This is a genomic window from Pseudomonas sp. UC 17F4 (assembly GCF_900101695.1).
Taxonomy (GTDB): Bacteria; Pseudomonadota; Gammaproteobacteria; order Pseudomonadales; family Pseudomonadaceae; genus Aquipseudomonas.
The window spans coordinates 3,784,463-3,796,315 of sequence record NZ_FNKV01000001.1; the positions used below are offsets into that span (position 1 = coordinate 3,784,463).

The 11,853-nt window shown below is 65.3% G+C and carries 11 protein-coding genes; 5 read left to right on the forward strand and 6 right to left on the reverse strand.

Going from position 1 to position 11,853, the window contains the following annotated elements; all coding sequences use genetic code 11:
* Positions 1–7: 7 nt before the first annotated feature.
* Both BLR26_RS17360 and BLR26_RS17365 read left to right on the forward strand, forming a co-directional pair.
* Positions 8–475: an SRPBCC family protein gene (locus BLR26_RS17360; protein WP_093383132.1), complete on the forward strand. Its 468-nt coding sequence runs from the start codon at positions 8–10 to the stop codon at positions 473–475.
* 147 nt (positions 476–622) lie between these two features.
* On the forward strand, positions 623–3,010 hold the full coding sequence (locus BLR26_RS17365) for a DUF3772 domain-containing protein (protein WP_093383135.1): 2,388 nt from the start codon (positions 623–625) through the stop codon (positions 3,008–3,010).
* Positions 3,011–3,530: 520 nt separating this feature from the next.
* Here BLR26_RS17365 and BLR26_RS17370 read toward each other — a convergent pair.
* Entirely contained in the window at positions 3,531–4,589 is a 1,059-nt protein-coding gene (locus BLR26_RS17370) for a GlxA family transcriptional regulator (RefSeq protein ID WP_052676530.1), read from the reverse strand.
* Between the two features lie 33 nt (positions 4,590–4,622).
* On the opposite strand from BLR26_RS17370, the gene BLR26_RS17375 reads away from it, so the two are divergent.
* Positions 4,623–5,576, forward strand: coding sequence for an ABC transporter substrate-binding protein (locus BLR26_RS17375; RefSeq protein ID WP_093383137.1), 954 nt, complete (start codon positions 4,623–4,625; stop codon positions 5,574–5,576).
* A gap of 63 nt (positions 5,577–5,639) precedes the next feature.
* Positions 5,640–6,761 carry an aryl-sulfate sulfotransferase gene (locus BLR26_RS17380; protein WP_093383140.1) on the forward strand — a complete coding sequence of 374 codons (1,122 nt, stop codon included), beginning with the start codon at positions 5,640–5,642 and terminating at the stop codon, positions 6,759–6,761.
* Positions 6,762–6,837: 76 nt separating this feature from the next.
* On the opposite strand, the gene BLR26_RS17385 is transcribed toward BLR26_RS17380, so the two are convergent.
* Entirely contained in the window at positions 6,838–7,398 is a 561-nt protein-coding gene (locus BLR26_RS17385; protein ID WP_093383143.1) for a cupin domain-containing protein, read from the reverse strand.
* 270 nt (positions 7,399–7,668) lie between these two features.
* Positions 7,669–8,403, reverse strand: coding sequence for a TraX family protein (locus BLR26_RS17390; protein ID WP_093383146.1), 735 nt, complete (start codon positions 8,401–8,403; stop codon positions 7,669–7,671).
* A 125-nt stretch (positions 8,404–8,528) separates the two neighbouring features.
* On the opposite strand from BLR26_RS17390, the gene BLR26_RS17395 reads away from it, so the two are divergent.
* Positions 8,529–8,726: a hypothetical protein gene (locus BLR26_RS17395; RefSeq protein WP_143013287.1), complete on the forward strand. Its 198-nt coding sequence runs from the start codon at positions 8,529–8,531 to the stop codon at positions 8,724–8,726.
* Here the strand turns inward: BLR26_RS17395 and BLR26_RS17400 are convergent.
* The 3 genes from BLR26_RS17400 to xth all read right to left on the reverse strand — a co-directional run bounded on the left by BLR26_RS17400 (position 8,723) and on the right by xth (position 11,828).
* Complete coding sequence (locus tag BLR26_RS17400; protein WP_093383149.1) at positions 8,723–10,000, reverse strand: NTP/NDP exchange transporter; 1,278 nt, start codon at positions 9,998–10,000, stop codon at positions 8,723–8,725. The genes BLR26_RS17395 and BLR26_RS17400 overlap by 4 nt on opposite strands.
* A 4-nt stretch (positions 10,001–10,004) precedes the next feature.
* Entirely contained in the window at positions 10,005–10,916 is a 912-nt protein-coding gene (locus BLR26_RS17405) for an aldo/keto reductase (RefSeq protein ID WP_093383152.1), read from the reverse strand.
* Between the two features lie 132 nt (positions 10,917–11,048).
* The gene (gene xth / locus BLR26_RS17410) at positions 11,049–11,828 is read right to left on the reverse strand and encodes an exodeoxyribonuclease III (protein WP_093383155.1); all 780 of its coding nucleotides are present in this window, start codon (positions 11,826–11,828) and stop codon (positions 11,049–11,051) included.
* Positions 11,829–11,853: the final 25 nt, after the last annotated feature.

An 11,853-nucleotide genomic window follows, 5' to 3' on the forward strand; every position in this document is an offset into this window, starting at 1 on the left:
GCTCGACATGTCACATCTGGAACCCGATACCCTGATCAAAAACCCTGTTGGCGAGCCCGTGGTTGCCACGGTGGCCGTCAATGCCGACGCCCGCAGCGTGTGGAACATCGTCGGTAACTTCGCCGGTTTTCCGGTGTTTATCCCGGCGCTGTCGCACATTGAAATGACCGGCAGCGGCGTGCGCTCGGTGCGCAAGAAGCTGTTCAAGGATGGCAACGTGGTGATGGAGCAACTCAATAGCCATGATGACCAGCAGATGGTCATGACCTGGTCGTTGATCTACACCTCGCTGAACATCGGCAACCTCTGGGCGCGCATGGAGGTCAAGGCCCAGGGCGCCAATCAGTCACTGGCCACCTGGACCATCATTGGCGAGCCGCAGACCGGCGGCGCGCAAGACCTGCCGGCGTTCCAGGCGTTCCTCCAGGGCTTTGCCGATGGTGCCATGAACAACGTCAAGCAGATGTTCGCTTAAGCCGCAGCGCAAGCCCGCTCCCACCGCCCGGTAGGCGCGGGCTTTGCCTCGCGGTTCACTACACAACGCACAAGCGCAGCCGGGCAAATGCCCGCCGATGTCCTACCCTCATAAGCTGGGAGATCAATAACCGAACCGGGCATAACCATGCGCAGTGCTTTGCAGATCATCGGCTTCATTGCCCTCACCCTGCTGCTGTCCAGCCCTCCCGGGCAGGCCGCACAACCCCCTGCGCCAGCACCCGCCAGTGCTGCCGCGCCTGTGGTCAAGGTCACCCAGCAAGACCTGCAAGCCCTGCAACTGCGCCTGGACAGCCTCAAGCAGCAGATTTCCCAGGCCAACAACTACAACCAGCTCGAAGGCCCGCAAGACCGCTTGCAGGCGCTGATCGTCGATATCGACCGGCTGAGCGCGGCGCTGTTGCCCGAACAGGCGCAGTTGCGCGCGCAACTGGAAGTGCTCGGCCCGGCGCCGGTCGAAGGCCTGGTGCCCGGCACCTCGAACATCGCCGCGCAACGCACGGCGCTTACCGAGCAAAAAAACAGCCTCGACACCACCCTCAAAGCCCTGGCCGCGCTCAAGGAAAACGCCAGCAACCTGCTGACGCAGATTTCCGCCATTCGCCGCACCATGCTCGAAAGCGAGCTGACCCTGAGCACCCACAGCTTGCTCAACCCGGCATTCTGGTCGCCGGTGCTCACCCCTTCGGCAGACGACCGCCAGCGCTTGCAGGCGTTCTTCGACGAGGTCAACGATACCGCCAACGCGGTCTGGCAGCCCGGCCAGCGCTTCGCCACCCTGCTGCTGGTGCTGCTTGCCATACTGGCCTGGACCCTCGGCCGCCGGCTGCTGGAGCGCTGGCTGGCCTGGTTATGCATGAACCGCGTGCCTGAAGGCCGCCTGCGCCGCAGCTCGCTGGCTCTGGCCTCGGTAATGGCCACCCTGCTGGCCACCGGGGTAGCCCTGGAGCTGCTGTTTTACGCCTGCACCCACCACCTGCCGTTGCCGTCGATGCTGGCGACGTTTTCTGAAGAGTTCGAAAAGCTTGCCTATACCTGCGTGCTGATCACCGGCTTGAGCCGCGCACTGCTGTCGACCTCGCATCCGTCCTGGCGGCTGCCGGACATCGCCGACCCGGTGGCGCTGGCCTTGCAGCCCTTCGCCCGCTGGCTGGCCAGTACCTTGCTGGTATTGGTGGCCCTGGTGCAGATCTCCAACGCCGCCGGCATGAGCAGCCAGCTGGTGATCGCCGGGCGGGGAATCGCCGCGCTGGTGATCAGCGCCCTGATCATCGCCCTGTTGGTGCGCACCAGCCGCGCGCGCCGGGTCATGGCCGCCGCCGGCGATGCACCGGAAGCCGCCTCGACCATGGCCGGGCTGATCTACAGCATCGCCAGCATGGCCATGGTCGTCTCGGTGATTGCCCTGCTGACCGGCTACGTGTCGCTGGCGCGCTTTGTGACCTACGAGGTGGTCTGGGTGTTCATCCTGCTGGCCGGCTTCTATGTGCTCATCCAGGTGTTCAAGGACGGCTGCGAATATGTCTTCTCACCGCGTCAGGCCAGCGGCAAGGCGCTCAAGGAACTGCTGGGCATCGGCGACCGGCGCCTGGACCAGATCGAGACCCTGGTCTCCGGCTTCGGCCGTGCCGCGCTGTTGCTGCTGGCGGTAATCACCCTGTTCGTTGGCGGCATCGGCACCACCCTGGGGCAGTTGATCAGCAACATCGTCGCGTTCCTGGGCGGCGCCGGCTTGCGCCAGTTCAACATCATCCCCGGGCACCTGTTCAATGCCGTGCTGGCCCTGGTGCTGGGCATCTACCTGATCCGCACGCTGCGCCGCTGGCTGGACAACGAGTTCCTGCCCAAGACCGACATGGACCCGGGCATGTGCGCCTCGCTCAGCACCCTGTTCGCCAACATCGGCTATGCCCTGGTGATCCTCCTGACCCTGTCGTCGCTAGGGGTGAAGTGGACCAACCTGGCCTGGATCGTCAGTGCGCTGTCGGTGGGTATCGGCTTCGGCCTGCAGGAAATCGTCAAGAACTTCGTCTCCGGGCTGATCCTGCTCACCGAGCGCCCGGTCAAGGTCGGCGACCTGATCAGCATCAGCGGGGTCGAGGGTGATATCCGCCGCATCAATGTGCGCGCCACCGAAATCCAGCTCAGCGACCGCTCGATCGTCATCGTGCCCAACTCGCAATTGATCTCGCAGAACCTGCGCAACGTCACCCTCGGTGGCAGCGCCCAGGGCGTGGCGAGCCTGGAGCTGGTGTTCCCGCTGGATATCGACCCCGAGCAGGTGCAGACCTTGCTTTACGATACCTACTGCGAGCACGAAACCATCCTCGACAAACCGGCGCCGTTCGTGCGCTTCAGCAAGCTCACGGCCGACGGCATCACCCTGACCGTGACCGGTTACGTCAGCAGCCCGCGGATTGTCGGTACCACCAAGAGCGACCTGCTGTTCGAGATCCTCAAGCGCCTGGGCGCGGCGGGTATCGAACTGGCCAAGCCGGCCGCGCCGGCAAGCTGAACATTGTGGGAGCAACTGCCTTGGAAGGCTTACAAGTGTTGGGGCGGCCAGGCTGTGTTTGAGTTGATCCATTTGATGATGAGGCGCTGCCGGCGCCTTCCGCCCTTACGGCGGGTCACTTTTGCTTGGCGGCAAAAGTAACCAAAAACGCCCTGTCCCTTCATCGGCCCTGCGCTGCGCTCCGGGTTCCCTCCTTCCACCCTTGCACCCGTGGGGGCGCGCCGAAGGGCCGTCCCTGGCCCTGCGGCGCTCGCCGGCCATCCATGGCCGTCGCCCCACTACGCAAGGGTTCCACTCGGCCTTCTGCAAGGGACGATCGGTGGCGCCTGCGATTACGTACATCTAGAAGCAAAGCGCTTCTTTGCTTTCGCTTTTCGTGCATCGCCGATCCATTCACCACCACTCGTAGCCCGCCACAAAAGCGTAAAGGTGAGGTGTGAGCAGCGTCGCCAATGGATCCGCTCACGCCTCTCAAGGCCTACGCCACCTGTGGGAACCGGCTTGCCGGCGATGAAACCTGCTAGCGCGCAAGCTGCAGCCTTGACTGCGATCGGTAGCCCAGCGGGCTGGTGCCCAGTTGCCGCTGAAAACTGCGGCGCATGCGTTCTTCGTTACCGAAGCCGGTGGTTTCGGCGATGCGCTTGATCGGTTCCTGGCTGGTTTCGAGCAAGCGGCAGGCAGCTTCAAGCCTCAGGGTTTCGACGGTTTGCGCCGGGGTGCCGCCCGTAGCCGCGGCATAGGCGCGGGCAAAGTGCCGGGGGCTCATGCCGAGTTTTTCGGCCAGGCGTTCAACCCGCAGGTCGCCATTGAGGTTTGCCGCGATCCAGGCATGCAGGCGCACCAGGCGCTGGTCACGGTCGCGGTGCAGCGCTTGGCTCTGCGCCTTGAGTGGCGCGCTGAGCTGGGCCTGCTCGGCCGAGCGTTGCAAAAACACTGTGAAGTAACGCGCCAGGGCCAATGCCGCCTGGGCACCCAGGTCCTGTTCGAGCAGGGCCAGGCCCAGGTCGATGCCGGCCGCGGCGCCGCCGCAGGTCCATAAGCGCTCATCATGCAGGTACAACGCCTGGTGTTCCACGCGCAGCGCCGGGTAGCTGTGTTGCAGAGCCTGGGCAAACTGCCAGTGGGTGACCACCCGGCGTCCGTCCAGCAGCCCGGCGGCGGCCAGGGCGAAGGCGCCGGTGCCGATCGAACACAGGCGCCGCGCCGTCGGCGCCCGGCGTTGCAGCCAGGCGATTGCCTGCTGGTCACGCTCAAGCTCGGCAACCCCCGGCCCACCGATGACGATCAGGGTGTCGATTGCAAGCGCGCTGTCGACCTCGGCCAACGAACGGGTCATCACGCCAATCCCGGAGATCGTCTCGATCTCGCCGCCCTGGGCCGACGCCAGTATCACCCGGTAAGGCGGGTTATCGGCCAGTTCGCCGCCGAGCACCCGCGACGCCGCGGCAAATACTTCAAGGGGCCCGGCGGCGTTGAGCAGCAGCGCGCCGGGAAATGCCAGTACCAGCACCGTCCGGGCACTGTGCATGGCAGAAAAGGTGGGGTGTTTGGCATGGTGGCTGGCAGGTTGCGTCGACATACTCAAGGCACACGTGATTCGAGAGCCCAGACGATGCCGAGAAAGTCCTTCACTGCCAAGCACCTTGTGTTGCTGACCAGCCTGCTGGCCACCTTGCAGGTCTGGGCCGCGCCCGCGCCGGAACTTGAAGTCGGCGACCAGAGCGGCCTGACCCAGGCGCTGCTGGTGGCCGCCGGCCAAGACCAGGGGCTTGCCTACCGCCTCGACTGGCACCCGTTCGGCGCCGGCACCGCGCTGATGGAAGCGCTCAATGCCGCTGCCATCGACGTGGGTGTAGTCGGTAACGCGCCACCGGTGTTTGCCCAGGCCAGCGGCTTTGCGGTGCGCGTGGTCGCCGCGGCCGAAGGTGCACAGAACAACAACGCGCTGCTGGTGCAGGCGGACTCGCCGATTCGCCAGGCGGCCGACCTCAAGGGCAAGCGCATTGCCGTGGCCAAAGGCAGCAGCGGCCACTACCTGCTGCTGGCCACCCTCGCCCGCGCCGGGCTGCAGCTCAGTGACGTCAACGTGGTCTATGCAAGCCCGGTGGATGCGCAGAACGCCTTTGCCAGCGGCAAGCTCGATGCCTGGGCGGTGTGGTACCCCTTTGTCGGCCAGGCCACCGCGCGCGGTGCGCAAAAACTGCTGGACGGCAGCCAGTGGCCGGAAACCGGGCTGAACTTTACCGTGGCAAGCCTCGCCGCCCTCGACGATCCGCACAAAGCCGAGGCGCTGGGTGATTTCGTCCAGCGCCTGGCCCGCGCCCAGGCCTGGGCCACGGCCAACCCCGAAGCCTGGGCGCAACAACTGGCCAGGGTTACCCGCCTGCCCCTGGGGCTGGTGCGCGACATGCTTGCCCAGCAGCACTTGCACTACGTGGCCCTGGACGCCCGGGTCATCGGCCTGCAGCAGCGCCTGGCCGACAGCTTTGCCCAGGCACGGTTGGTTCCGCGGCCGATCAAGGTCGCCGAGGCCTTCGACGACCGCTACAACCCCCTGCTGCCCTAACCCCCCTGCCCTTGTCGCCATGCCGCAAACGCCGGCAGGGCGGCGTTCATCTGGAGAAATGTGATGCCCACCCTCGATAACACCACCTTGCGCCGCCAGGCCACCGGCCTGCTGGCCGTCGACACCGAACGTTCGGCCGGCGGCTACACCCTGTTTGCGCCGCAAACCGCCGGCGGCAAGGTGTTTTTGATCGACCTGCACGGCGAAGAAGTGCACCGCTGGCAGCTGCCCCAGCGCCCCGGCCGCGACGCGGTGATCCTCGCCAACGGCAACCTTGGCTACAACGGCAATCACCCGGATTCGCCCGAGCTGTTCCCCGGCTGGTCGGTGTGGCACGGCGGCGCCTTCAGCGAGGTAACGCCCGAGGGCGAAGTGCTCTGGCAGCACACCGACCTCGGTCATCATCACGACGCCCAGTGGCTGGCCAACGGCAACCTGCTGTACACCACCGCCGAGCCGTTGCCGCTGGACATCGCCCGCCGCGTGCAAGGCGGTATCCCCGGCAGCGAAGCGCCCGGCGGGGTGATCTACGGTGATGTGGTCAAGGAAGTCGGTCGCGCCGGCAACCTGCTCTGGCAATGGCGCAGCTGGGAACACCTGGCCCCGGAAGACTACCCGCTGCACGCCTGTTTCGAGCGTTATCACTGGCCGATGACCAACAGCGTGACGCCGGGGCGCGACGGCAAGGTCATCCTCAGCCTGCGCAGCGTATCCTCGGTAATCGCCGTCGACAAAGCCAGCGACCGCGTACTCTGGCGCCTGGGCCATGACCTGGTGGCGCAGCAGCATTGCCCCAGCGAGCTGGCGGACGGCCGTATCCTGGTGTTCGACAACGGCATCTCGCGCCCGCAGGTGTCGATGCCGCATTCGCGGGTGATCGAGATCGACCCCGTGCGCCAGCGCATCGAATGGCAATATGCCGATACCCCAGGCTACGCCTTCTTCACCCCGTTCATGGGCGGCGCCCAGCGTTTGCACAACGGCAACACGCTAATCACCGAGGCCAACTTCGGCCGCCTGTTCGAGGTCACCCGCGCCGGCGAGGTGGTCTGGGAATACATCAACCCGCACTTTGCCGCCTACCCGGACGCCGCCTCACAGGCTTACCTGCCGGGTGAAAACAATGCGATCTTCCGTGCGCACCGTTACCAGGCGCAGGATATCGCCTGGCTGCAACGCGACTAGCGTTTTAAATCCGCCAGCAGCCGTAGCCACGGCTGCCACGGATTTATCGCGCAAAACATCATCACCTACAGGGCCGCTACGCCGGATCAGCAAGCACATGCCAGGCCGACGCCAGCCAGCCGCCGGCGCCGATCACCGGGTCCTGGCAAGGTAACGGCACCTGGGCGATGCGCGCCTGGCACGCCTCATGGGTCTTGGCGCTGGGGCGCTGGATATCGTAGCCCTGCTGGCCCAGCGGGTAAGCGCCGACCACCAGAAAGTCCTCGCTGCTGTCGATGCAGCAGTGCCCGGTACCGGCCGGCAGCACCAGCACATCGCCGCGCTTGAGCCCCAGGAGCTGGCCCTGCGCACCGCCGAGCATCACCTGGGCGTGCCCGCAGGCAACGCCCAGGGCTTCGTGGGCGTTGGAGTGATAATGCTGGTAGGCAAAGATGCCCGCGCGCCACAAGGGTGGCCATTGATGGGCGCGGAACAAGGCTTCGAAGCCCGCCGCGGCGTCGCTCTGCGGCGCGAGCCGAAGATGATAGAGCAGCACCGGCAAGCGGCTGTTGGGGGTCGCGCCGTCATCCTCGAAATACAACAGCCGGCGATTGCCGAGCATGGTTTGCGGGTCGATCTCACTGAGGTGCGGGTTCATCACGGTTGTCCATCTGACCTGCGCTGCCGGCACCCTTAGCGCTGATTGTCGCGCTCGTGCTCGCGGGCGATGCGCTCTTCGCGCCGTCGGCGCCGGGCCAACGCCGCGCCCCAGGCCAGTACCCCGACCTAGGCGATCAGCATCGCCGCCAACAGCAAGTAGCCCCAGTGAACTTCCATCATGCTGCGACACCTGGGGCCCGAATCAAGCCCTCACTGATCGATACACCTGGGTCCGCGCGACTTCGACCGGTGAGCCAGTACCTGAAGCTCAAGTATAGTCAATGATGGTAATGAGTTTGATCAGCAACAGATGCAGCGGATAGAACCAGTAGCCCCAGCGCCCGACGCGCCATACCTGACGTTGCAGCTGCAGGCGCAACAGCCCGAGGCCGAGCGGGGCCGACAGCAATGCGGCGCCCAGGGCCATGACTGAAATGGCCTGCAGCGGATGGGCGCGCAGCCAGAGGTTGCTCAGGTTGGCCGCCACCGCCAGGCCCGCAGGTAGCAGCCAGGCCAGCGGGCCCAGGCGCAGGGCCAGCAGGAATGCCGCCGGCAGCAGCACCCCGGCCAGCCCGTACATCAACCCGTCGGCTGCCAGCGTCGCCACCACAGCTATTGCCAGGGCAACCCACACACTGCTGCGCCGACGGTGATGGTGCAGGCCCCAGGCAATCAACAGGCCCAGCGCCAGGGTCGGCATGATGTTGAGCGTCGGCGACGGGCCGTTGAGCCAGCGATACGGCCACTGCGACAGCACGGCAAAAATCACCAGCCCTTGCAGGTAGCGCGCCGTGCCCGCGGTAAAGGCCTGCCCGGGTGGGGCGCGGGCCACGTTGGCGGCAATCGCCAGGCAAAACCAGGGGAACGCCAGGCGGCCGACGACAAACAGCCAATGCTCGGCCGGCCAGATAAAACGCAGGTGATCGGCGATCATGCTGATGATCGCCAGCCACTTGAGCAGGTCCAGGCTGATGTGCCGCTGGGCGCCACGCTGCTCGCTCATGTCCGTCCCGGTCGGAAAAAGGTTAGCGAACAATGCCACAGGCACCTGCAGTTTGTCGGCTGGACTGGAAAAAGGTTGTAAACATGGATTACTGTATATGCATACAGCAAAAACGAGTAACCATGATGACCGACTACGAAGAAGACTTCGCCGCACCGGATTCACCGACCCTGGTGGAAATGTGGAAGCATCAGGTGGTCCTGATGACCAACGAAGCCGAGTACCTCAACAGCGAACTGCTCAAGGCCCGGCAGAACATTGCCAAGCTGGTGGCGATCAATGCCGAGCTTGCCGCGCAGTTGCGCGGGGTGCGCAGCAGTTAAACATGGCCCGGCTGATCCTCGCGCCGGCGCTGCTGACGCCCCAGCCACCAGCCGCTGCCTGCCCAGCCCAGGGCAATCCCCGCGCCGATGAGCATCGCCAACTGCGGATGATCGCCCATCACATCCAGGCCGCGCTTGAGCCAGCCACTCACGGCATCGGCACCGCGATAAACCACGGTGTCGGTAAAGTTCTTGGCCTTGTACTTGTGCCCGGGCTCAACCACGGTGTAGAGCATTTCGCGTCCCGGCCGCACCAGCGCGTACTCGCCCACCCGGCGCACCACCATGACCAGCACGAACACGGCAAACAGCGGCGCCAGGGCCAGCCAGATGAACCCCAGCACCATCACCAGCGGCACCGCCACCAGCAACACCCCGACCCCGAGCTTGCGGGCGACATGCCCGGTGACAAACAGCTGGGTGAGGATCGCCAGGGCCTGCACGGCGCTGTCGATCAGGCCGAACACCTGGGTCTGTTCGGTACGGCTGGTGAAGTGCGCGGCCACCAGCCGCGCCTGCTCGAAATACAAGAAGGTGCTGACGCTGGCCAGCAGCACCACGAACAGCGCTATACCCAGCAGGTAGGGCGAACGCAACACCTCGCTGGCACCGGCAAAGGGGTTGCCGCCCAACGCCTGTGAACGCGGATGCTCGGTTTGCGCCGGCAGCGGGTACAGGTCGCGCCAGTGCTGCAGGTACATGGCCGCCACCACACTGGCGAGCAGGCACACCGTGGCCAGCAGCACCAGCCCGGCGTGACCGATCAGGCCCACCAGCAACGTCCCGAGCAATGGCCCGAGCAAGCCACCGCCGCTCGCCCCCGCCGCCAGCAGGCCGAACAGGCGCTTGGCCTGCTCGCTGGAGAACAGGTCGGCGAGCACGCTCCAGGCCAGGGAGATGGTCAACAGGTTGAACATCGACAACCAGATATAGAACGCCCGTGCGCCCCAGAGGTTATCGGGTTGCACGGCGAACAAGGCCGCAAACAACAACAGGTTGCTGGCCATGAACGCGTAGGTCCAGGGCAGGATGCGCCGGCGCTGTACTTTCGAGGCCAGCCAGCCGAACAGCGGCAAGGCGATCAGGGTGACGACAAAGGTCCCGGTGAACAGCCACTGCAGGTTGTCCACGCCACCGGCCACGCCCATGGTTTCGCGCACCGGGCGCAGCATGAAGTAACCGGCGAACAGCAAAAAGAACAGCGCCAAACCGGCAACCACCGCCGGTGCCTCGCCAGGCCTGACGTTGAACACGCGGGTGCCCAAGCGTTTCATGGCTTCAGGCGAACTGCTTGATCAGGTCTTGTTGCTGCGCGCTGGTGAGCAGTGGCCCGCTACCGGCCTTGAGCTGGTCAAGCTGGCGGTCTGGGCGGCTGGTGGCCGGGATCACCGTGGTCACCGCCGGGTGGCTGATGGCGAACTTGAGAAACAACTGCGCCCAGCTACCGATGCCCGCCTCGGTCGCCCAGCCGGGCAGCGCCTGGCCCTTGACCTTGGCAAACAACCGGCCATCGTCGAAGGCGCGGTTGATCAACACCGCCACGCCTTTGTCCTGGGCCAGGGGCAGCACGGTGCGCGCAGCCTTGGGCGAATTGACCGAGTAGTGGATCTGGATGAAGTCCAGGGCTTCACTGCGCAGAATTTGCTCAAGCGCTTCCAGGCCACTGTCAATGTAGTGGGTCACGCCGACATAGCGGGTCAGGCCCTGGGCTTTAAGCTCGCGGGCATAGGGCAACTGGCGTTGCCAGTCGCGCAGGTTGTGAATTTGCAGCAGGTCGACCTTGTCGGTGCGCAGCTTTTGCAGGGTCCCGGCCCACTGCGATTCGGCGTCGGCGCGGCTGTCGGCGGCGATCTTGGTGGCGATAAAGGTTTTGTCCCGCCAGCCGCCCTCCTCCAGCAGCTGGCCAAGGATGGCGTCGGCGCCGCCGTAGTTGGGCGAGGTGTCGATAACCCGGCCGCCACCATTGAAAAACACCTTGAGCACTTGCTTGAGCTGCTGGTAATCAGGCGAACCCGCCTCGACCTCGAAACTGCCAGACGTACCGGCACCGATCACTGGCAGCGCCTCACCCGTGGACGGGATCTTGCGGGTGAGCATTGCGCTGCTGGCCTGGGCCAAGGGCAAGCCAGTGAGGACCAGCCCGGCGGCCAGGGTGGCACTGGCGGCAAGAAAGTGGCGACGGGTGGGCATGGCACACCTCCTGATAAAGCCTGCACTCAAGGGCTAAAAGCTTAGTGCGCGAGAGCGCTTTGCACCGCAGTATTCGTAACTGCATATGTAGTCGCTAGCTGCACTCAATCCCGAGGGCCGTTGTACGCAGGCTCACGCCGGGGCCTTGAGCTCGATCCACACCGGCGCATGATCGCTGGCGTGCGCTTCGTTGCGCACCCAGGCATCGACCCCGGCGTTTTTCAGCTGCGTGGCCAGGGCCGGGTTGAGCAGCAGGTGATCGATACGCAGGCCGGCGTTTTTCTGCCAGTGCTGGCGAAAGTAGTCCCAGAAGGTGTAGACCCGCTCATCCGGGTACAGGTGGCGGATGGCATCGGTCCAGCCCTGGGCCAGCAGGCGCTGGTAGCAGTCGCGGCTCTCGGGCTGGAGCAAGGCGTCCTTGAGCCAGGAGCGGGTGTTGTAGATGTCGAAATCGGTGGGCACGACATTGAAGTCGCCGGCCAGCAACACCGGGTGATCGTTGCCGACCAGGGTCTTGGCATGGTCGATCAGCCGCTCGAACCAGGCCAGCTTGTAGGCGAACTTCGGCCCCGGTTGCGGGTTGCCGTTGGGCAGGTACAGGCAGGCGATATGAATGCCCTGTACGGCGGCCTCCAGGTAGCGGCTCTGGCTGTCGTCCTCAAGGCCCGGCAGGCCGCGGCGGATCTCCAGCGGCTGGGCCTCGCGGGCAAGAATCGCCACGCCATTCCACGAGGCCTGGCCGTGGTGCAGCGAGCCATAGCCAAGGGCCTCGAAATCGGCGGCCGGAAACGCAGCATCGGCGGCCTTGAGTTCCTGCAGGCAGACCACATCGGGCTGCTCGCGCTGCAGCCAGTCGAGCAGGTTGGGCAACCGCGCGCGAATGCCGTTGATGTTGAAGGTGGCGATCTTCAAGGGGCTCCTCCTCTGGCTTGCCAGC